Annotated in this window: 22 protein-coding genes and 1 tRNA gene; 8 read left to right on the top strand and 15 right to left on the bottom strand. The window is 55.0% G+C overall.

Annotation, left to right across the window (positions count from 1 at the left end):
* Window positions 1-199: 199 nt before the first annotated feature.
* Complete coding sequence (locus tag AC07W0_RS03255) at window positions 200-1,141, top strand: DHH family phosphoesterase (protein WP_102618050.1); 942 nt, start codon at window positions 200-202, stop codon at window positions 1,139-1,141.
* Between the two features lie 150 nt (window positions 1,142-1,291).
* On the opposite strand, the gene AC07W0_RS03250 is transcribed toward AC07W0_RS03255, so the two are convergent.
* From AC07W0_RS03250 to AC07W0_RS03215, 8 genes are all read right to left on the bottom strand, one after another.
* On the bottom strand, window positions 1,292-1,780 hold the full coding sequence (locus AC07W0_RS03250) for a DUF8788 domain-containing protein (protein ID WP_102618051.1): 489 nt from the start codon (window positions 1,778-1,780) through the stop codon (window positions 1,292-1,294).
* A gap of 15 nt (window positions 1,781-1,795) precedes the next feature.
* Complete coding sequence (locus AC07W0_RS03245) at window positions 1,796-2,212, bottom strand: DUF8788 domain-containing protein (RefSeq protein WP_057005658.1); 417 nt, start codon at window positions 2,210-2,212, stop codon at window positions 1,796-1,798.
* Between the two features lie 978 nt (window positions 2,213-3,190).
* Window positions 3,191-3,538, bottom strand: a complete 348-nt coding sequence (locus tag AC07W0_RS03240) for a hypothetical protein (protein ID WP_017844468.1) — start codon at window positions 3,536-3,538, stop codon at window positions 3,191-3,193.
* 132 nt (window positions 3,539-3,670) lie between these two features.
* On the bottom strand, window positions 3,671-4,279 hold the full coding sequence (locus tag AC07W0_RS03235; RefSeq protein ID WP_158243618.1) for an outer membrane beta-barrel protein: 609 nt from the start codon (window positions 4,277-4,279) through the stop codon (window positions 3,671-3,673).
* A gap of 323 nt (window positions 4,280-4,602) precedes the next feature.
* A complete protein-coding gene (locus AC07W0_RS03230) occupies window positions 4,603-5,223 on the bottom strand; it encodes a tyrosine-type recombinase/integrase (RefSeq protein WP_102618053.1) in 621 nt (206 codons plus the stop codon).
* Window positions 5,224-5,323: 100 nt separating this feature from the next.
* Complete coding sequence (locus tag AC07W0_RS03225) at window positions 5,324-5,785, bottom strand: NUDIX hydrolase (protein WP_102618054.1); 462 nt, start codon at window positions 5,783-5,785, stop codon at window positions 5,324-5,326.
* Between the two features lie 228 nt (window positions 5,786-6,013).
* Window positions 6,014-6,481: a DUF1203 domain-containing protein gene (locus AC07W0_RS03220; protein WP_057005668.1), complete on the bottom strand. Its 468-nt coding sequence runs from the start codon at window positions 6,479-6,481 to the stop codon at window positions 6,014-6,016.
* 252 nt (window positions 6,482-6,733) lie between these two features.
* Window positions 6,734-7,363, bottom strand: coding sequence for a LysE family translocator (locus tag AC07W0_RS03215; protein ID WP_102618055.1), 630 nt, complete (start codon window positions 7,361-7,363; stop codon window positions 6,734-6,736).
* 211 nt (window positions 7,364-7,574) lie between these two features.
* Here AC07W0_RS03215 and AC07W0_RS03210 point away from each other — a divergent pair, with 211 nt between their 5' ends.
* Entirely contained in the window at window positions 7,575-8,093 is a 519-nt protein-coding gene (locus tag AC07W0_RS03210) for a hypothetical protein (protein ID WP_102618056.1), read from the top strand.
* A 351-nt stretch (window positions 8,094-8,444) separates the two neighbouring features.
* Here the strand turns inward: AC07W0_RS03210 and AC07W0_RS03205 are convergent, their stop codons facing one another.
* Window positions 8,445-8,918 carry a hypothetical protein gene (locus AC07W0_RS03205; protein ID WP_256580889.1) on the bottom strand — a complete coding sequence of 158 codons (474 nt, stop codon included), beginning with the start codon at window positions 8,916-8,918 and terminating at the stop codon, window positions 8,445-8,447.
* A gap of 553 nt (window positions 8,919-9,471) precedes the next feature.
* Here AC07W0_RS03205 and sseB point away from each other — a divergent pair.
* From sseB to AC07W0_RS03190, 3 genes are all read left to right on the top strand, one after another.
* Window positions 9,472-10,293, top strand: coding sequence for an enhanced serine sensitivity protein SseB (sseB, locus tag AC07W0_RS03200; RefSeq protein ID WP_102618057.1), 822 nt, complete (start codon window positions 9,472-9,474; stop codon window positions 10,291-10,293).
* Window positions 10,287-10,877, top strand: a complete 591-nt coding sequence (locus AC07W0_RS03195; RefSeq protein WP_256580890.1) for a hypothetical protein — start codon at window positions 10,287-10,289, stop codon at window positions 10,875-10,877. Before sseB ends, AC07W0_RS03195 begins: the two co-directional genes overlap by 7 nt.
* Before the next feature lie 64 nt (window positions 10,878-10,941).
* The gene (locus AC07W0_RS03190; protein WP_079442801.1) at window positions 10,942-11,241 is read left to right on the top strand and encodes a hypothetical protein; all 300 of its coding nucleotides are present in this window, start codon (window positions 10,942-10,944) and stop codon (window positions 11,239-11,241) included.
* A gap of 449 nt (window positions 11,242-11,690) precedes the next feature.
* Here AC07W0_RS03190 and AC07W0_RS03185 read toward each other — a convergent pair whose 3' ends face one another.
* The 4 genes from AC07W0_RS03185 to AC07W0_RS03170 all read right to left on the bottom strand — a co-directional run bounded on the left by AC07W0_RS03185 (window position 11,691) and on the right by AC07W0_RS03170 (window position 15,437).
* On the bottom strand, window positions 11,691-11,981 hold the full coding sequence (locus tag AC07W0_RS03185) for a hypothetical protein (RefSeq protein ID WP_079442802.1): 291 nt from the start codon (window positions 11,979-11,981) through the stop codon (window positions 11,691-11,693).
* Entirely contained in the window at window positions 11,962-13,986 is a 2,025-nt protein-coding gene (locus tag AC07W0_RS03180; protein ID WP_102618059.1) for a phosphotransferase, read from the bottom strand. The genes AC07W0_RS03185 and AC07W0_RS03180 overlap by 20 nt, the downstream gene beginning before the upstream one ends.
* Window positions 13,987-14,948: 962 nt before the next feature.
* A tRNA-Met gene (locus tag AC07W0_RS03175) sits at window positions 14,949-15,025 on the bottom strand.
* 172 nt (window positions 15,026-15,197) lie between these two features.
* On the bottom strand, window positions 15,198-15,437 hold the full coding sequence (locus tag AC07W0_RS03170) for a hypothetical protein (protein WP_017844433.1): 240 nt from the start codon (window positions 15,435-15,437) through the stop codon (window positions 15,198-15,200).
* Window positions 15,438-15,847: 410 nt separating this feature from the next.
* Between AC07W0_RS03170 and AC07W0_RS03165 the strand changes: the two genes are divergently transcribed.
* Window positions 15,848-17,044, top strand: coding sequence for an MFS transporter (locus AC07W0_RS03165; RefSeq protein WP_046384781.1), 1,197 nt, complete (start codon window positions 15,848-15,850; stop codon window positions 17,042-17,044).
* A 50-nt stretch (window positions 17,045-17,094) separates the two neighbouring features.
* Here the strand turns inward: AC07W0_RS03165 and AC07W0_RS03160 are convergent, their stop codons facing one another.
* Both AC07W0_RS03160 and AC07W0_RS03155 read right to left on the bottom strand, forming a co-directional pair.
* Entirely contained in the window at window positions 17,095-17,646 is a 552-nt protein-coding gene (locus AC07W0_RS03160) for an RNA polymerase sigma factor (RefSeq protein ID WP_026139726.1), read from the bottom strand.
* On the bottom strand, window positions 17,622-18,131 hold the full coding sequence (locus tag AC07W0_RS03155) for a hypothetical protein (RefSeq protein ID WP_256580891.1): 510 nt from the start codon (window positions 18,129-18,131) through the stop codon (window positions 17,622-17,624). The genes AC07W0_RS03160 and AC07W0_RS03155 overlap by 25 nt, the downstream gene beginning before the upstream one ends.
* Between AC07W0_RS03155 and AC07W0_RS03150 the strand changes: the two genes are divergently transcribed.
* Window positions 18,105-18,968, top strand: coding sequence for a TyeA family type III secretion system gatekeeper subunit (locus AC07W0_RS03150; RefSeq protein WP_232591228.1), 864 nt, complete (start codon window positions 18,105-18,107; stop codon window positions 18,966-18,968). The two genes, AC07W0_RS03155 and AC07W0_RS03150, sit on opposite strands and share 27 nt — an antisense overlap.
* Entirely contained in the window at window positions 18,965-21,058 is a 2,094-nt protein-coding gene (gene sctV, locus AC07W0_RS03145) for a type III secretion system export apparatus subunit SctV (RefSeq protein ID WP_017844429.1), read from the top strand. The genes AC07W0_RS03150 and sctV overlap by 4 nt, the downstream gene beginning before the upstream one ends.
* The last annotated feature ends 24 nt before the right edge of the window (window positions 21,059-21,082 follow it).

Raw genomic sequence — 21,082 nt, 5'->3', positions numbered from 1 at the left:
CTGAGAGTGGTGGGGGCGGGTGCAAAATCCCATCCAATGTATTGACGAAGATTCTGTCGCAAACAGCCGCGGCCACGCTGCGCATTTCCATCGACGAAGAACCGTGTCAATTGGCGTATGAGCGGTTTCTGGAGGGGATCGCCCAAGCGCTGAAGCGGCCTTCGACTGTCTCGACAACTCACGCTGTGGCCCACGTGTCATGAAGGTGGTGACCTCAGGCTCGGCCTACCTGGACATCGACGCGTATGCCTGTTGCATTGCGTACGCCGAGCTGTTGAATCTCCAGGGCGTTGATGCTCGGGCCGTCAGTAGCGCCCCGCTCAATGCCAGCATCTCCAAGACCGTGCTCGGATGGCAATCATCTCTGGACGATTATCTGCCGAGGGCGGGTGATGAGTTCGTGTTGGTGGATGTCTCCGACTACCAACATTTCGACCCGGCGGTGGTGCTTGAACAGGTGGTGGAGGTCATTGACCATCACCCAGGCTTTGAAAACTATTGGGCACAGAAGCTCGGATCTGCGGCAGACATCCTGCCGATCGGCGCAGCGGCGACTCTGATTTTTCAGCGTTGGGAGTCGACAGAGCTGTTGCCGCTGATCAGCAAAAAGAGTGCGGTGTTGCTGGCCACGGCGATTCTGGACAACACCCTGAATTTCACCGGGCAGTTGACCACCCAATCGGATATTCGGGCTTATGAAGCCCTCGCACAGCGGGCGAAACTGGAAGCGGACTGGCCTGAGCGGTATTTCGCCGAGTGCCAAGCCACTATCGAGTCAGACCTGATTAGCGCATTGGCGGTGGATATGAAGCGGCTGAAAGCCGATAGCAACCTGCCGCAGGTTTTTGCGCAGATGGCGGTGTGGGATGCCAGTGCGCTGATCCGAACGCATCGTTCAACGATCGGTCACTGGTTGGCGGCGCAGGGGGGCGACTGGCTGTTGAACGTCATCAGCATCCGCGAGTGCAGAAGCTACTTTCTGGCTGAGCCCTTGGTCAGTCAACAAAAGTTGAGCCAATTGCTGTCGATCGAATGGCATGCCGGAATGGCTGTGCTTGAGCGCGCGCTGCTACGTAAGGAACTGTTGAAGTTGGGGTTGGAGCGCATCTCGGTTATGAGTAAACCCCCTCTGGTTTTGTAGCCACGTCGAAGGGTTGTTTCTGGCTGTTTTCTGCCTGTCGTAACTGATTGAATCTACAGCCAAAAGACGTCATTCAAAGGTGTCTGGGAACTAGGCGCTATTAGAGGAGGGGGACGGAAGGAGCCACGCTCCTTCCGCGGGTTCAGCTAATCAGTTCGTACCAATGTAGGGGTCCCATTGGATGAAACGTGTCGATGGCCGAAGCCCTCCAGAGGTCACCTTGACCTGGATCTGGTAGGTGGTCTGAGACGATGCGTTGCGAGCCAGGCCCACCCAATAGTTACCCGCGGCACCGACTTGCATCGGGTAGCCATCGCTGCCGAACACACTGCCCTGGGAAATTTGGAAGCCGGTGATGGACACCGTGTCGCCAGCGTTCGGATCGATCGGAACCACCTCGAAGCCGAGGTAGTCCCCGATGTTGCAGTGGGTGCGCAGTTCCAGCGTTCCTTCGCCGCTGCTGTCATTGCTCAGACGATTGTCGAACATGTACACACCGGTGGAAATGTCCCCGCCACCAGTGCCGAGTACATATGCGGTATCGATGGCAATGGTGATTGCGGTTTGCGGATTGGCGATGCCGGCTAGCACCTGCGAATCAGCAGTCCACACCTGGGCAGTACTTTTTTGGCCACTCATTGTCGTGCTCCTTCCTTAGGCAGAGACAGTCACGCTGGGGTTGAGCTTCACGGTGATACCGGAGCCGCCCGCCACCTGTACGTTGAGGGATACCGGGTAGGACGCGGTACCTGCGTTCTGCACGGTGCCGGTGTACGCGCTCGCGTTATCCGAAGCGGTTTGCGGCTGGCCACTGAAGCCCCAGGCGCTCGAGTTACCGAAGGCGGCAATGGAGACCTGCGAGGTCGACTTGGGATTGATCAGGAACACTTGCCAGCAGACATTGCTGCCTTTGGACGCAGCAGTATTCAGGTTGGCGGTGCCTTCGTGGGTGGTGCCAGCAGAGATACGGTTATCGACCAGATAGACCCCCGCGGTGGAGCCATTGGTCACTGCATTTTCATCGACCCAGATTTGCACCTGGACGTCACAACTGGTGGTAGGAATTGCCATGAGAGAACTCCTTGTAAGGTTTCGACGCAAGCGTCGGGCGTGCCCTATGTCGACCCCACACGCTTACCTGCAGGCGTGGTGCCGAACCACCTTGAGCCTTGTGGTCGCGAGGACCTTGGCAAAGCATCTCGGTCAGGCGAGTGGGAGGATAGACAAAGCAAATAAAGGCAACTTGCCATTACGCTATTAGCAGTAGAGCCATTCGAAATAACTGCCGCGACAGCAGCCTCAAATCGCCTTGGGACGGCTTGGCGAAACCGCGGAATACAAGGTTCTCGAGATTGCAGGCATGGCAACCTCAATGCCGAAACGGCTGGCGATGACCTTGCACCCGCTCCTCGGCAGGTCAGTGCATGGCTGTCTAGGTTCTGGGTTAGTCACTGGGGATTGATGGCTAACTTCTGTCGGTCGCGACAGGTAGAAATCGGCCGATTGTGTTGAAAAAGACGGTTTTCCCAAAACACTCGAATATTGATGGATGAAACACCTCTGTTGCACGCTGCTACGCGAAATTCGAGTCCTGAACCTTCTGCCAAAAGTTCAGATTTCAATCTCAGGCGCGTACCTTTCTGGCGTGGAATTCGAAGCCGTCTTTTTCAACAGAATCGGTCGAAAGCGGTCACTTGCAAGCGTTCGCTTCTGGCCCAGAGTGTGTAAAAACGCTTCGCCAAAATTGAAGTGTCCGCATCTACGTTAAATCTAAAATTTATCGGCACGTCAGCAGATGTGGATTTCGCGTAGAAGCGCGACTTTCAGTCCGGTTTTGAGCACCTGACGCGCTCAAAACCGTTTTTACACAGCCTCGGCCAGAAGCAGACGCTGAAAGGCGCTGCGTTCGACCAGTACTGCCTTTACTTCGAGCTGCAAATTGGGCGTCGCTTTGCGAGCACGGGCGTAGCGCGGTGAAACTAGAACCCACGGACCGCCCGTAATAAAGCGCCCGTAAGTGGCTCAGCGCGCCCAACTTCGTGAGTCGATTCAGCTTCCCCCTTTACCCATGCCGCCACCCATACCACCGCCTGCGCCGCCGCCCATGCCGCCGCCCATGCCGCGCGCGGGTGGATCTTCCGGCAACGTCACACCCCGTTCTTTGGCTCGCTCACGCATCTGTTCATGGTGCTGGACGCGAATCTGCTCACGCTCTTGTTGAGTGGTGGCTTGGCGCATGCGGTTGCGGTATTCCAGGCGTTCTTGCTGGGTCATGATCTGCGAGCCGAAGACCTGCTCGCTGTTACCGGCCGCGCCCTGGACGTCGGAGGACTGCGCCAACGCTGCACCGGATAGTAGGGCCATTGAAAGGCCGATGGCGAATTTGATGCTTTTCATAGGTATCTCCTCGTCTGAATATTACCGGCGACGCATCAACGCTCGTGCTCTTCGTCGTCGGGGTGGTGCGATGATTCCTCATCGCTGGGCTGGTCGCCCATGTACTTCGGTCCCTTACCGCAGCTAGCGAACTCAGGTTGTGCTTGCGATCAGCATTGTCGATGCGACCGCCGGCGAGGGTGCGAGCGTTGTAGTAGTCGTCGCTGTCGTAGGACGCAGGCGGCCGATCTCGCTGGCACCCCCCAGGTATGCTTCATCGTGCTCGTAGCGGGTGGGCTCGCGTTGCAACTCCGGCCCGGCAGCGCCGGGGACATAGCGATCCTCATGATCGCGGGTGTGGCGTACGCCCCCGAATACTTGCGTTTGCTCGGTCAACTCGCGGGTACCGTCGAGGCCTAACCAGAAGTCCTCCACGTCTTCGGAATCGGCGTCCTGATAGCGGTCGAGGTCGGCGCCGAGATCCACGCTCAGTTCGTGCCGTTCCCAGTCCGATTGCAGTAGCAGCGACGGTGACAGGGTGAAGATGGTGTCTTCGGTTTCATCGGTACGCTGGGCGTAGATGTTGTCGTCGCGGGTCGCTGAAAGCACGACCTGAGGAAGTGCGACGAAAGTGCCGATAGGCAGGCCAGGAAATTCGCGCGTGTCGGCCTTCTTCAGCGTGGCGCTGATAGGAGCCGCGCTGGCTGGCGTGATCGAACCTAAGCCGAGCACAGCCATCGCAAGTACAAGTTCACGGTCCATCGAGCACGCTCCCAATCCATACGACAAATAGATGGTTTCGCACGATGAGCAACCATCGCCGACGCTCCACAGGAGCTGGTACATCGCTTAACGTCGATTACCGTTATCTGCAACGTACTCGTAATTGCTGTAATAAGATTGATGTACATCATGCGCGACACACTGCCTGGGTTAGCTGTTGGTCAGCGCAGCGACTAATAGCGTCCGCCTAGTGGTGGCAGTGCGGTTGGATTTGGTTTCTCTACGGGGCGGAACCGTTGCGTCCGCCGCGTCCGCACATGGCCGGTTAGCGACGGCTTGGCTTCGACCGTCGCTATGCATGGTCAAACCTCGGTCTGTTCCGCCATCTCCAGAGCGTCATCAACCTCAATCCCTAGATATCGAGCGGTGCTCTCCTGCTTCGTATGGCCGAGCAACAGTTGAACCGCCCGCAGGTTCTTCATCCTGCGATAGATCAGTGATGCCTTCGTACGTCTCATTGTGTGAGTGCCATACATGGCTGGATCAAGGCCTACGGCTTTTACCCAGCCTTTGACGATACGAGCGTATTGACGAGTGGATAGATGGTCGGAGGCATGCAACCGGCTCGGAAAAAGGCAGTCCTCGTTGCGGAGTTGGGCTTGATGTATCCAGGCCGCGAGAGCAGACCGTGTTTGCTCAGTGATCTCAAACTGCACTGGCCGCTGCGTTTTCTGCTGCATCACCATGGCTCGTGATGACACATGCTCGCCATGTGTAACGTCGCGCACACGGAGCTTGGTTAAGTCGCAGGCTCGAAGCTTGCTGTCGATAGCCAGATCGACGAGAGCCAGATCCCGGGTTCTTTCTGCAATTTGAAGTCTTACTCGGATGGCCCAGATATCTCTGAGTCTGAGCGGGGTTTTCTGTCCTACCAATTTTCCTTTGTTCCAGGGTTTACGGCTGCAGGTAGCGATGGTGTTCATGGCAAGTCCTCCGCGTGTGGGAGGATAAGGATGGCTAGCAAGAGCAGTGGTCGCTAACGACCGAGAGTGAGTAAAAACGCATACGGACTCGCGGTGACGGTTATGCATCCGGTTCGAAGACACCTGCATCCACGAGCATCTCAACTAACGCCTCTGGCCATACCGTTTCTCCAGTAGATCTCAGCTCGGGAGCGGACCACCAGTGATGATCTGCCATGACCTGAGTCTCGTGTAAGGTCCATTCGGAGCTAGAAAGTATCTGGCTTTCCGCGTGCACAACGAAATACTGCTCAACTGCGAATACTGTCTCGCCGCTGGGCAGGAGCATTGAAAACCTCCGATCTGCCACAGGCCCCACAACGGTGTTGATCTGAATGCCGGTCTCCTCACGCAGTTCACGTATTGCAGCGGCGTGGAATGTTTCTCCGTCCTCAAGACCACCGCCAGGGGTGGCCCAGTAATTTCTACCGGCTAAGACACCGTCTTTATGGAGAAACTTGAAAAGTAGGACATCTCGGGAGGGGCTAATAACTAGTAATCGAGCTGCCTTTCGCTCACGCATTTGACGTATATCTTCCCTGAAATTTTGAGATGTGGAGTGCAGCCCTGATTAGTCGGAGGTCATCCACATGGCTCGTAGCGTTACGATGGGGTAATGATACTTCAGCAGGGCGGCCCATGAAGCGCTGCATCCAAGGTGAGCAATTGGTTCCCGAGAGCCTCGACCAATACCGGCCAGTCGGTTACCGGCAGAGTCGACAGAAGGACGAGCCACCAAGACCTGTGTTGACTACGCCCGATCTATTCGCCCGGAGTAGCAACCCTGCTTGGCATTGTGAACGTGAATGTAACTAACCTCTGGATTGGCAAACATCCGAGTGACTACAGGTTCTATTGCTATTCCATCCGCTACGTCGGCGTCGAGCATCATCCCATCATCAGTGAACGCGCGAAGTGATAGCAGGCGGATTCGCATAGACTCAGGTACCTGATCGACTGCGTCATAAGCTTGCGTCGCCCATTCCCGTATGAAGATCGCGTGTGAGGCGCGGTATGGCGTTTTGGCTGGCTGACAGACATGGTTGAGTAAAAGCACGCTCTGACCTAGCTCCGCATCTTTCATTTCGATACGGTCAGGAAACCCTGGGTTGCTGTCGACGATGTAACGCTTCATCCCAAGAGATGCCAGCTCTTGGTCGGGCAATCCAAACAGTGACTGGAATGGCTCGGGGGAAAGGCCAGTTATACGGAACGCCATGGTCGAACTCCTATTGGTTTGGAGTCGTATCAGACTGGAAGTCGTACAGTACTTACTATCCGATTCTTGCTGCTTTATTCAAGCTGCCGCGACCGGCTGCTTCGGGCAGATTTCTGCTTTTTGGCAGCGCTAGCGACCGGTCAAAACCTGTCATCGAGCGCGCACCAGAACCTCACAAAACCTGACATCTGATCGATGTGCGCGGGCCTGGCGCGATGTTGAAACATTTGACGTCGGACGGACTTGGGGTCTTTAAACCGGTCGGTTTAGAAAGACCAAGCGTGCTGCCAGAGCCGCCATTACCGCAGCGAAGCCATAAGCGCCCAGGCGTTTGGAGACCAAGCCTTTGCGCAGGCGCGCATGAAGCCGTCCGGCGCAAAATCCGAGCAGGGAATGAAACACCAAAGCGATCAGCGCAAGCAGCACACCTAAGAACATCAATTGCAACGTGATGCTGCTGCTGCCTACGGTGACGAATTGCGGTAGGAATACCATGAAGAACAACAGCGCTTTTGGGTTTAACAGGCTATTGAGCGTGGCTCGGGTAAAGATTTTCCGCAATGAAGCCTGCGTAGGTTGAGTGTCAGTATCCGAAGGGGGAGCCTTCAATGCTTGCAAAGCCAGCCACATCAGATAGCAAGCACCTGCCCACCGCAGCAAGTCGAACGCCGGTGCCCAACTCATCACCAGCGCCCCTAGACCCGCGCTAACCAGGACGGTCATCAGCAAATCGGCCAGGGTTATTCCGAGTGCTGCCGCGAGGCCAGCTCGCCAGCCGTGGGCAACTGCGTGGCTGGTGACGATTGCCATGTTAGGGCCCGGCACAATAAGCAGCAGCAAGGCGGCAACAATGAACAGGTAGAGATTAGTAGCGTCTGGCATCGCGTAATACCTCCTTGGATGAGGAGCCATGCTAACCGGCAATGTTCAGGTAGAAGCAGATACAGCGGGGGGGTATTTGGGCGCTACAGTCTGGTGCACTACGCCCTGAATACTGATTGATACATCACCGAATACATTATCATCAGCCCGCTGTTTGGCAGCCCCAAGCCCCGGAATGGTCAGGGTACCTAATGAAATCAGGGAGAGATGGATGTACCTCAATCAAAAGTCCAGTCGCTGTATCTTACTGGCGGGCGCGTTGGTAATTAGCGGTTGCACTTCGTTTTTGCAGGGCAAGCAGTATGTCGTTCCCGGCCCCGATGAGCCCTCCGCAACGGTTCGCCTCAAGGCTGGAAATGGTGCGAGACTGGATGCCATGACGTTCAGCGACAATGGATGCTATGCGGGTTACACCATCTTGCCCTCTAACGGCGGCTACATCGAATCTCGGGTCGCCGTGAATAAGGAGCTGATCCTGACCTATGCGCAGTTCGCAGGAAGCAGCGTTTGTCAGATACCGTTCTCCTTCACGCCACAGAACGGTGCCAGCTATACCTTAATCCAAGGCTCCTGGAGTAAGCCCAAGTCAGGCATTCTTCCGATCTTCAACCACGACGAACATTTCTGCGGCGTAGGCGTCATCAAGAAAGTCGGCGACCAGGAGAGCATCGAACCCATTCAACAGCTGAAAATCAAGACTGGGTTCGCATGCCTGAAGTTCGTTAAGTAGAGATACCGCACGGCATCCGCTGCGAGTTGGTTGAACCATGTCGAGCGGATACCGCCCTTCCCGGACAACGATACCGATGACCGACTACTGTGCTGAAAGGTCAGCTTTCGGCCGATTGTGTTGAAAAAGTCGGCTTCGGTTTCCACGGCAGAAAAGTGCGCGTCTGAGATTGAAATCTGTGTTTAGCGCAGAAGGTTCAGGACTCAGATTTGACGTAGCGGCGTGCAAAAAAGGCGCTTTCACCGCTCAATGCATGGGTCACCAGGCCGGGTCGACTTTTTCAACACAATCGGCCAAAAGCTGCCCGTGATGATCGGTAGCTTTCTACGAAAAAGGTCCGATCGAATCAAATCACTTTTTAACCGCTGTATCCCAGCATTCGGGATTAAGCGAGCATACGTTGTATTGCCGATCCATCAACGCCATGCGGTTGAGATGGGCATCAGTGGCGGCGTTCAGTGATTGCTCACTGGTGACCATGTAGCGCGCGGCTCTATCGCTCATGCGTGCACTCCATTGGCGCCGAATCTTTTCATCCAAGGCTTTTGGTGACGTGGTCATGGCTTGAAGTGTACCGTCGTCTACTCGGCTCAACTCGTCGCGGTAGGTTTCGATGTACTGGGTTCGTGCAGCGTCGTGCTGGTGATTTAGGTCGTACTGGAGCGCTTCCAAGTTTTGCTTGTAGAGGGTCCAGTAACCGTCAGGTAGCACGCCACCGTCTTTCTTTCGTAGCGCGGCAATACGCCCATCGTTGTCGTTATTGGCTCTGAGTACCGGCTTGAGCGACGAAATGATAACGGGGTCATTGCTGATAATTTGGTTCATCAACACAGTGCGTAAACTAGTCTGAGGCAGACTCTGGCCCAGGGGCTCCACGTGGATCGGCTCCGCAGGTTTCAGGGGAACAGGTTGGCTCACGCAACCTGTAACCAACAAGGCCAAAAAGAGGATCGACGAGAGAGGATGACGTAAAAACATAAGCTACCCATGAGCATGGCTGGTTAGAAAATCGAGCATAACACCCGCCAACCGATAGTGTCATTTTGACATCCATTGAGCCCTGTCAACACTTCCTGTTACCGGAGTGCGAGCCCGACTCCACTTATACTGCCTGCCGCCGCAAAGTCAGGATGTCAGCCCGGGTCGGCTTCTGCCCGTCATGATAGACGTCTGTCGGCCAGAAGCTGCCCTTGGAGGCGAACCGCATTTGGCTCTTCATCCACCACTGATATGGAGGAACTATCCTTGGAAAACCGTTCAGGGTGACTCTCCGTATGCTCCAGATTTATTAGCCTGCTGTTCTTCCTGTTTTCACCGTCGCGTGAAAAACTGCGCGCTCTTTGCCGCTCACTTTTTGTCTGTTTTGATGGAACTGCCGATGGACATCATGGATACCAAGCAAGAAAACACCCTTGAAAAATCACTCAGGCTGGCGGCGGATGAACCGGCCCATCGACCTGACTTTTTCAAGACGCTGTTGAATTCCACTATCTACGTCCTTGGCACTGCCGGCACTGGCGAAGGGCAAGTCAACCTCGATGCTGGTAGCAACATCAGCATCGCGCATTGGCAAAAGCCTGACGGCTCCGCTGTCATCCCGTTTTTTTCTTCGTTGCAAACACTACAAATTTCCATAGATAGCGAAGAGTCCTACGTAGAGATCCCGGCCAGATCGCTGTTTGAAATCACACTGGGTACCCCTCTTTTCCTCAATCCAAAGTCTCCTTACGGGAAAGAGTTTTTCCCGGAGGAAGTGCGCCATCTGCTCTCCGACGAGATCGGCCAAAAGCCGATGCAGCGCACGGTCGAAAAAGACACCAAAGTGCTGCTCGGACAGCCGTCGCAATATCCGTCGAAGATGGTCAACTCGCTCACACAATTACTCGCCAAACATCGCAACGTAAAACGTGCATTTCTGGCGTTGATGCATGACGCATCGTCTGATCAAAAGCCTCATCTGATCATTGGTATCGAAGCGGACGGAGATATTGAACTGGTCATGCGCGAAGCCGGTAACGTTGCCGGGGATACCGCTCCGGATGGCGACCCCGTTGACCTCTATCGCGTTCACGAAGGGGAATCAGGCCTTAACGATTACTTCCTCAAACAAACCACACCCTTCTATGAACGAAAGTCGGCAGGCTGGCTGCGTTCATTGTTCGGCTTGGGCAAAGCGCGACAGAGATCAACGCCGTGCTAACCGCCGAGCAGGCCTGCGAAATCGTGCTTGGCCTGTTTGACGGCGTCATGAGAGATGGCAGACCTGAGCGTTTTGTCATTCAGTCATGTGAGCTTTCCGCCAACGGTGATTACTGGGTTATTCGCAGCAACAGTGAGGATTACGTCGTCCACGGAATGACGGAGTTCTGCTACGTCGGTGTTAACGCGCACTTGATCAACGTCATGACGGGCGAGCGTGAGACAGTCGTCAGTTGTATGAGTGTCGATGAGTATCTGCAAGACAAATACGATCTGGAGGCAGTGTCGGGCAACCAGTATGTACTGACCCCGGCAATTGACCGAGGCGACAAACCGGCGCTGGTCAATTTGCGTCGAAAACTGCAGTGCACCTATCCGCAAACCCTTGCGTTGCTGACGGGCAAACAACGACTTTGGCTCACAGGTAAACGCAGGCTTCTTGAAGACGCGCAGCGACTGCTTCTCGAACAAGGCATAACCACCCAAATCGAGTTAGTGCTTGATGCCGGCGAAGCAGTCGCCATCGGCGTCGAAACCTGGCACATCGAAGCGGTGTTGAGGGCTGTGCGCGAGAGGTTGTGCTGAGCCGACGCCAAGGAGCAGTCATATAAAATGCAGTAACCCACCATCAATAGATACGGCCGACGCCATGCCCCAGCACACAAATCACCTATTTGCTTATGTAAGGAAAATCAGCAATTTCCGACCTGACGTTACCGCTATCGTGCTTTTCGGCCTGAAGGCCGAAGACGATGACCTGGTGTATCTGGAGATACGCTTTAAGGACTACGGAGAACTCCAAATTGAAGGCGACCACTTGATGCTTGGATTGGATGAGGCACTGGAAAGCGCCGAGTTCGAGTACGGTATTTTGCCAAATGATTGGCGAGTAATGAGCGAGGCGGAAACTCAGCGAATCCCATTCTTTGTCGGTGGAACATGCGTTTAGTGAGTTGACTGCTTTGGGTCGATGTCGGTCAATCATAACCGGCACAAATCGGCCAGAAGCGGACGACAACCTCATAAATAAACAAGGTAATCCCCCGGCTAGGCCGGTGCACTTCTTGAGATTTGATCGTGTGATGCTGTCATCGGGAACCTTCTGTCTCTACTAAGAGATAGGGTAAACCCAATCGAGCCTTGCTCACACGAAGTGGGACAATAAGTGTCACGTCGTCTTCATTCCGAAGAGGCGCAATAAGGCGAGTTGGCGAGGCAACGGGAATGGTCAAGATATAGGCGGAGAACTGAAATAAGTCCTAAATATGGAGCTTGTTTTTATAGCCAGAAGATACAAATCTTTAATTTTTACTTCAATGCCTCTGTTGGAATGGCGGCGCATCGCGCCGCGCTTTGTAACAAACCAGCTAACTTTGCGACAAGACAAATGTAGTGCCGTCAAGCCTTGTATTTTTCGTACTCTTCTAGATATAGCCGATCGGACTCGTCGCGAAATTGATTTCGCCTCCGATGCAAATCCATTAACTTGCTGCTAATGCTTCTGTAAATTATCTGGTGAGCTTGGTTTTTTAGATATTCTTCATTGTACTCATCAATTTCAAAATCGTCGGTAAGAGCTAGGTTGACGAGTGCTAATAAGACAGCTTTATCAATTTTATCAATGGTTTCGTAATTTCCTTCGATGTCTCGATAGTATCCTTGGCTTTTTTCAATTTTTAATATTTTCATATCCTGTCTTCCTTTCCATGTAGGCGGATTCGCCTGCTTCCAGAGAGTCCATGGTGACTTTAAAATTATTAATTTTTTTACCGTCGGTTGAGATTAATTCTCTGCTTGAAGGATGTCCAGAATATCTTCTGTATGTTATCTTTTCTTCTTCAAGTTCTTTGGCAGTATAAATTATGTAGTCGGCTTTGATGGACGCGCCTACGACGCTATTGTGCGTTACAATAACTACTGGCATGCTTTTGGATATTTCTTTGAGCATTTGATTGACTTCACTCTTTAGGAAGAGATTGTCAAATGAAGACTCTGGCTCGTCTATAAGCAGATAGTCAAAGTTTTGAGCATCCTTGATTTCTTGCAATAGTCTAAATTCAGAACGCTCTCCGCCAGAAACCTTGAAGCCATCCTTGTTCAAAATTTCATACTCAATGCATGCAAAGTATTTATAAAATTCTGAAGGAGTGAATGCTTCGTTTGCTTTCAGGCTGGAAAGGTATTTGGCCGGATGTGCGTAATCTCTGAATGCATCACTAAAAGCAACCTTTTGGCCGCTAACATTTTTGATTTCACCTGCACCTTGAAACGCACGTTGTTTACAGACGATCTTAAACCCTTGAAAGCTTTCTTGGTATATTGTTTTCTCTTCCTGAAGCAGCTTGGTGATTTCGTTAAACTTCAGAAGTTTCTTGTGCTCGAACATGACTCGATAAAGGTCAACATCTTTGATCTGAGTTGCTGAGGTCTTTAGTTGGAGCTTGCTTTTAACCTCGCGAACAATGTCATTTACCAAGCTTTTCTTTTTTCTCTCGTAGGCTTTGGACCACAAGATGACTATTAATTCGCAGGCGAGTGCCTTTAGGGCGCTTGTATCGATATACTTGTCTATGACGTCTCTAAATTCAATATTTTCTATCAGCTGCCTTACTGAGCCGACAAGTTCGGTGAGCGATGCGTGCTCATCTAAGTCGAATAAGGTTTCATTGAATAATGAAGCCCTGGAAAATGAATCAAATTTCTGTGCCTCTTCAGCCGACTTCATTAGAGTATCTAAGTAATCTGCGACTCGTCGTTTATTGGCTTCAGTGTCGATACTCAATACATCGTCTAATACGGTTTTGAAGGGAGCTAGGTGCTTGTCTGAAAAAATACTTTTCTTGCGCGTTACATCTGCATTGAATTCTTTTTCGTAGTTGGCATCGTCTCTTTGTACAAGAGAGAATTGAGGGATGTATTTTACATTTTCGCAGCTATTGTTTATCTGGGTTAAGGTTTCGGTTTTTCCCGAAGATCTAGCGCCAAGAATTACATTTAGGCCAGTTGAGAGGCATTGCCCATCCTCAAATACTTGGAAAATTGAATTTCCATCAAGCTCGGAAAGAGACACTTTGTTCCTGTCGCGCAAGGCAAACTTCAACGACTTTAATGATGTATCTCCGCAATCTATGTAAGTCTGCCTTGTTGGAAATTTAGTCATCCCCACGTAAAATCGCATGTCGCTGAAGATTACTGGTGTAAGTTCGGTCTCATCTTTTGACATGCGAACAAATTTTTTAGGACTGTCGACCTCACCTGCAGAAATAACATCCTTAAGTCTTTTAATAGTTTCTGCGTGAAGGCTTGGCTTCTTTTCGTAATGGGGGATTAGCAAATAATTGTTAAGATCACCAAAAATTCGCATCAAATCATCGACATTGATTGAGTCGCCGATTGCTACCACTTTCTTAGCTACTTCATTCGCCTTAAGTTGAAAGCCTTCAAGGTCATGGTTTTCTGAAATTAGAAGGAGGTGCCCGGCGTCTAAGTTTATCTCAATGCCGGGAAAGACAACGCAGTTTAGTGCCTCACAAATTTCATTAAACTGAGCAAGGTCAAAAATGTCATGATTCGTTATGGCGATAGCATCTAACTCTGCTAGCTCAACATATTCTTTAAGTTTCTCTAGTGAGAATTCGAAGTGTGAGTCGCTGATTGTGGAGATGGTATGCATATGGAGGTCAATTTTCTTCAATCTTCGCTCCTTAAATACAAAAAAATAAGCCAGCTTGGTTGAAATGCCTCAACCATCTAAAATTGAGGCACTTAATTCGATTGATTAAATAGCCTTGCAGCAAGTTTTGTTTTTTTTGGCAAAAAGCCACTACCTAGAAGCTAGGTGGGTGAGTGCTGGTTGTCTAGTAAAATTTTGAAAAAACGAATAATGCGTGAAGGGTGCGAATTCACTTTTGCCATGGATAAGGTGATTGGATGAAGCCAGATCTAAGTGACAGGCCTTCGAGAGTTCATTGCAAGGCTAGGAATATCGTTACCTGGGGAGGGGCGATGCTCGTCGGGGCAGGAATAACCGTCGGTGGCTACATCACGTAGCTGAGCAGATGGAGTCAAATCAATGCGTCGATGCCCGGACGGCTAAGCTCGATACCGAGGCGCTGCGTAAACACGACGAGCAGGTGCGACTAGGCAGTTTGCTAACCGTTCGAGCGTCGATGTCGAAACAGCGATAAGGGCACAGATTTATTTAATGTGTTCGCAAAGTCCGCTTCTGGCCGATTGTGTTGAAAAAGTCGACCCGGCCTGGTGACCCATGCATTGAGCGGTGAAAGCGCCTTTTTTGCACGCCGCTACGTCAAATCTGAGTCCTGAACCTTCTGCGCTAAACACAGATTTCAATCTCAGACGCGCACTTTTCTGCCGTGGAAACCGAAGCCGACTTTTTCAACACAATCGGCCGATTTCTGCCGGTCATGCCCACGAGTCGTGCTGGTCAAATCCGATGCAAATGACTGGTCCGGTCGAATGCAAATGGGTGGGCAAGTCCGTGCAATTACCCAACTCAGCAATGATCGCAGTTATTTTTGCAGCATGGCCGGATAGGCATAGACAGAGCTGAACAGCCAGAAACAAGAAAGCCCGCACGAGGCGGGCTTCTTGAGGTGATTCATAGACTGCTGTAGACGTCTATGGATCGGTACTTGGTGGCTACACAGGGACTTGAACCCCGGACCCCAGCATTATGAATGCTATGCTCTAACCAACTGAGCTATGTAGCCAAGTGGCGCGCATTATTCGCGGAGAACGACAAAGCGTCAAGCGTTTTTATTGAATTTTTATCTACGCTTTCAATTGTTTAACGAAAAGCCCTGGCTGGGCCGACGGGTGGCAGGGGGATTTGCAGGTCTTTATGGCACGCCCCGGTCTCCCACATTTGATCGGCGTTGGCTGTCAGGACGTGCGGGGCATGCAGTCGATGGAGCGGTCGACCACGGTCTTGGCCATTTCCAGCAGGTGCCACACGGCGTGGATTTTGGCGCGGTCGTGGGGGGGCAGGTGGTCGCCGCAGTCCAGCACGGTGGCCGAGGCGCTGTGGATCAGGTGGGCGATGTAGAGCTGGGCGTCTTCGAAGCTGAGGTGTTCGTTGACGGCGAGGCAGTCGACCGGGGGATCGGGGAGTGCTTTGGTCATGGTGTAGCTCCTATTGAACGAGAGAGCGACCCCCCACGCTGCTAAACGAGGGGTGGTAGCTGTACGCGGGTTAGCAGACCGGTCAATAGGAAAACCAGCGCACCCGAAGGCGCCCCACGCACAGCCACCATAAGCGGTGACATGAACCATGCGTCTATTGAAACGGGCTGCTAAACCCGATCACTGATTCCAGTGACGGATCGAAGACTAGCCAGCGGTTTCCACAGGCACAAGGCGCCGGGGATTGTCTAGGAAACATCCTTCAAATTAAAGCGATCCACCCTGCTGGCCTTTTACAAAGCGTGACCGCTACAGTCGTTAGCTCCCTAACGGGATAGCCTTGCCATGGGCAAAAGTGGCACATTGTCGCACCTGCACCTGTGCATTCCCCCGCTGTACGGAACCCTCTTATGGCTCTTAGCAATTCCCCCGCCGCCGGGCAGACCAGCCCGCTGGTCATGCGGATCATCGGCGCGGTGGCGCTGGCGCATTTGATCAATGACTTGATCCAGTCGGTGCTGCCCTCGATCTACCCGATGCTCAAGGCCAGCTATGGCCTGACGTTCACCCAGGTCGGACTGATTACCCTGACGTTCCAGCTCACCGCGTCGCTGTTGCAGCCGTGGGTGGGTTATTACACCGACCGGCATCCCCAGCCGTTTCTGTTGCCGTGCGGGATGGTCTGCACCCTGGTGGGGATTGTGATGATGTCCCAGGTCGGCAGCTTCCCGCTGATTTTGCTGGCGGCGGCGTTGATCGGGATCGGTTCGTCGACCTTTCACCCCGAGGCGTCCCGCGTGGCGCGGCTGGCGTCGGGCGGGCGCTATGGCCTGGCGCAGTCGACGTTCCAGGTCGGCGGCAACGCGGGTTCGGCGTTCGGCCCGTTGTTGGCGGCGGCGATCATCATTCCGTTCGGCCAGGGCAATGTGGCCTGGTTCGGCCTGTTCGCGGTTTTTGCGTTGGTGCTGCTGTATGCGATCAGCCGCTGGTATCGCACGCACTTGAACCTGTTCAAGCTCAAGGCCGGTCAGGCGGCGACGCATGGCTTGTCGAAACGGCGCGTGATGGCGGCGCTGGTGGTGCTCGGGCTGCTGGTGTTTTCCAAGTATTTCTACATGGCGAGCATCACCAGTTACTTCACGTTTTACCTGATCGAGAAGTTCGACCTGTCGGTGGCCAGCTCGCAGTTGCACCTGTTTCTGTTCCTCGGCGCGGTGGCGGCGGGCACGTTCTTTGGCGGGCCGATTGGCGACCGCATCGGGCGCAAGGCGGTGATCTGGTTTTCGATCCTCGGCGCGGCGCCGTTCACGTTGTTGATGCCCCATGTGGACCTGTTCTGGACCAGCGTGCTCAGCGTGATCATCGGCTTTGTACTGGCCTCGGCGTTCTCGGCGATTGTGGTGTACGCGCAGGAGTTGGTGCCGGGCAATGTGGGGATGATCGCCGGGGTGTTCTTCGGGCTGATGTTCGGGTTTGGCGGGATCGGGGCGGCGCTGCTGGGGCACCTGGCGGACAGTCACGGCATCGAGTACGTGTACCGTTTATGCGCGTTCTTGCCGTTGTTCGGGCTGCTGGCGATCTTGCTGCCGCGCACGAAAAAGGTCTGATACGGTTGGGCAGATATCCCTCTCGCCCAACGGTTGCCAGCTAGGCTGGACTACGGTTGCAACGGGTTGCGGGTGGCGCGCTTGAGGTGTTCGCGGGCCCGGGACAGGCGTGAACGCACGGTGCCGATGGGGATGTCCAGGGCGTCGGCGGTGTCCTGATAGCTGCCGTCGGTTTCCAGCGAGGCGTACAGGGTTTTGCGCATCTCGGTGGGCAGGTCCTTGATGGCGACCAGGGTTTTTTCCAGGCGGCGGTTGACCTCGAACTCCCAATCCAGGTTCTGGCTGTCTTCCTGGCCGTGCCACAGCGCTTCATCGAATTCGCAATGCACCGGTTTGGCGTACATGCGCCGGAAGTGGTTGCGGATCAGGTTCTGCGCAATGCCGCACATCCAGGTGCTAAGGGTTGCCTGGCCGCTGAAACGCTCCCTGCTGCGCCAGGCCTCCAGGTACGTCAACTGCAGAATATCGTCCGCATCTTCCGGGTTGAGTACGCGCTTGTGGATGAAGCGCCGGAGTTTTTTTTGCTGGTCGTCCGTCAGGTGGAGCATGAATTGAGGCGAGTCGCCAACAAAGTGAGCTAAAGCACCAATAGGGATATCCATGATTTTTTCCTCAGGGTGGGCGCGATCGAAATGGTTTCGATGGGAACCCCTTTAGCACCGGCTGTGCCAAACAGAAAAAAATCGCAAGGTGTTGATTTATATAAATAAATATTTTTTGTCCGGAGGGTTTTGTGCGGTTTCTTGCAAAAGCCCAGGCGGGTTTGTGCCGGTAATTTCAAAACACCGCAGAGGGGAAATTTGTTGGAACCGTAAAGCCAGCGTTTGCCACATAGGGACACAATCTCTTTGTCCTGGCCTGCCCCATGAAAGTCGAATCGATCAACGATGTGCAACCGCTCCAACGCGTGGACCCACCCCGCGTCAGCCCTGAAAAAACAGCGGCCGTGGCGACGGGTTTCGATGAGGTTGCGCAGGTTTTCAATCAGGAAGTCGCGCTCAACAATCAAGCGTTGAACCGGCGCTCGATGGGCCTGGCGGTGCCTGCCGTCGAGCAGCTCGTGCGGCTCTATGATCAGCTTGGCCATCCGGCCCAGGAGACCATCGCGTCCATGGCGCGCCGGGTGCGTTCGCAACTGGCGCACAACGTCAGCGCGGACAAGTGGCTGGCGCTGACCGGCGGCGACCCGGCGCGGGCGTTCGTGGTGCTCAAGTATGTGGCCGCGCAAGCCGAAGCCCGCGCCGCCGACGTGGCCTTGGCGCAAGAGGCGATCGATCGGTTGCAGGTGCGCTACAGGGGCGAGATCCAGGCCGGCCTGAACATTGCCGCCGTGCTGGAGCAGGCCGCCGGCGACCCACAAGAGCGCCAGGCCGTGCGTGGGCTGTATTACGCCAGTGTGGTCACGCGCCAATCCCTGACCTCGATGATGCAATCGTTGTTGGGGCTGTTCGGCGGGGACCGCTTCGCAGACGGCCTCAACGTGATGCGCCGGGCCCTGGCCGATGACATCGCCGCCCACTCGCCTTCGGTGCCCACGGCGCAGTTGCGCACGCTGCTGTTGGGGTTGCAAAGCTGCGCTCAGTTGGGCGGGGCGTTAGCCAATTGCCAGGCATTGCTGCAGCGCTTGAGCACCGATCAGGACTCGGTAAGTCTGTTGCAGCGCCTGTTGGGGTATACCGCCACGGGTGTCGATTCGGGCGAGGTATTGCGCCTGGCCGAAGACCTCGGTGGCGAGCTGGCGAGCGGCCAACTGGTGTCCCTCAACGCCCTGTACCCGGTGATCCAGCGCCTGCCGCAGACCTTGTGGCGTGACAGCCGGGGGCGCCAGGAGGCGCTGCACAAATTCTTGTTGGTGATGGACGAGTTCGCGCGCGTGGAGCGGGGCAGCCCCCGCATTGCCGGCGAGTCGAGGGGGAACGCATGACGGTGCTGGCGACCATCAACGCTGCGTTGCTCAAGGTGGCGCGGCGTGCCGAAGTCTTGGGCGCGGTGGTGGTCATGGCCATTGTGTTCATCTTCATCGTGCCGTTGCCGACCTGGCTGGTGGATATTCTGATCGCGCTGAATATCTGTATTTCCTGCCTGTTGATCGTGCTGGCGCTGTACCTGCCCGGGCCGTTGGCGTTCTCTTCCTTTCCCTCGATTCTGCTGTTGACCACCATGTTTCGCCTGGCGCTGTCGATTGCCACCACGCGCTTGATCCTGTTGGAGCAGGACGCGGGCGATATCGTGGAAGCGTTCGGCAACTTTGTGGTGGGCGGCAACCTGGCGGTGGGGCTGGTGATTTTCATGATCCTCACGCTCGTCAACTTCCTGGTGATTACCAAGGGCTCGGAACGGGTGGCCGAAGTGGCGGCGCGCTTCAGCCTCGACGCGATGCCGGGCAAGCAGATGTCCATCGACAGCGATCTGCGCGCCGGCTTGATCGACGGCGGCCAGGCCCGCGACAAGCGTGAACAACTGGGCCGCGAGAGCCAGTTGTTCGGCGCAATGGACGGCGCCATGAAGTTCGTCAAGGGCGATGCGATTGCCGGGCTGGTCATCGTGGTGATCAACCTGTTGGGCGGGTTTTCCACCGGCATGTTCCAGCACGGCATGAGCGCCGGCGATTCGATGGCGCTGTATTCGGTGCTGACCATCGGTGACGGCCTGATTGCGCAGATCCCCGCGCTGCTGATCTCCCTGACCGCCGGCATGATCATCACCCGTGCGGCGCCGGATGGGCGCAAGGGTGCCAATAACATGGGCGCGGAAATTGCCCGGCAGATGACCAGCGAGCCCAAGAGCTGGATGATCGCGTCGGTGGGCATGCTGGCTTTCGCCGCCTTGCCTGGCATGCCGACCGTGGTGTTCATCCTCATTTCGCTGATGACCGGCGCCCTCGGTTATTACCTGATGCGCCAACGCCAACGCGAGGAACAGCCCGAAGCCGAAGCCACCGAGGCGGTGCGCCCCGAGGACAACGGCGACGAGGATTTGCGCGGGTTCGATCCGTCGCGGCCGTACCTGTTGCAGTTCTCCCCGGTTCTGCAAGGCTCGCCCGAGGTCACGGAACTGATCCACGGGATCCGTCAGGCGCGTAACGCGATGGTGGCCCATATCGGTCTGACGCTGCCGCCGTTCGAGGTCGAACTCGATGCCTCGCTGGCCGACGATGAGATGCGTTTTTGCGTTCACGAAGTGCCGATGATCAAGGCGTCGGTGGTCACGCTCGTCGCGGTGGAGCGCAAGGCGCTGGCGTCCGAGCCGGCCCACGCGGTGCCGGGGTTGCCCGAGCGCGACGAGCAGGACTGGCTCTGGCTGCCGCCCGACGATCCGCTGCTGGATGACCCGCAGTTGGAACGCTTCAGCGCCACCAGCCTGATCATCGACCGCATGAAGCAGGCCATGATGCTCAGCGGCCCTCAGTTTCTCGGGATTCAGGAGAGCAAGGCGATCCTCGGCTGGCTTGAGCACAACCAGCCGGAGCTGGTGCAGGAGCTGCAACGGATCATGCCGCTGTCGCGCTTCTCGGCGGTGCTGCAGCGCCTCGCGGGGGAAGGCGTGCCGTTGCGTGCCGTGCGCCTGATCGTCGAGTCGCTGATCGAGTACGGCCAGCATGAACGTGAGCCGGACGCCTTGGCGGACTACGCGCGCATCGCCCTTAAATCGCAGATTTTCCACCAGTACAGCGAGGCGGACGGCCTGCATGCCTGGCTGTTGTCGCCGCAGACCGAAAACGTGCTGCGCGAGGCACTGCGCCAGACCCAGACCGGGGTGTTCTTCGCCCTCGATAACGACAGCAGCGCTTCGCTGATCAACCTGCTTAATCAAGCGTTTGCCGTGCGGCCCAAAAGCAAGCGCGTGATGTTGGTCGCCCAGGATCTGCGCAGCCCCTTGCGGACCTTGCTGTTGGAAGAGTTCAGCCATGTGCCGGTGCTGTCGTTTGCTGAGCTGGGAAGTGCATCGAAGGTCAAGGTGCTGGGGCGCTTTGACCTGGGCCAGGACGAACTGATGCGAGGAGCGGCAGCATGAGTGCAACGTACAAACCCACGCCAG

Source organism: Pseudomonas sp. GW704-F2 (assembly GCF_059423025.1).
Note: the sequence above shows the minus strand (reverse complement) of the source record. Positions and strands in the feature narration are given on the sequence as shown.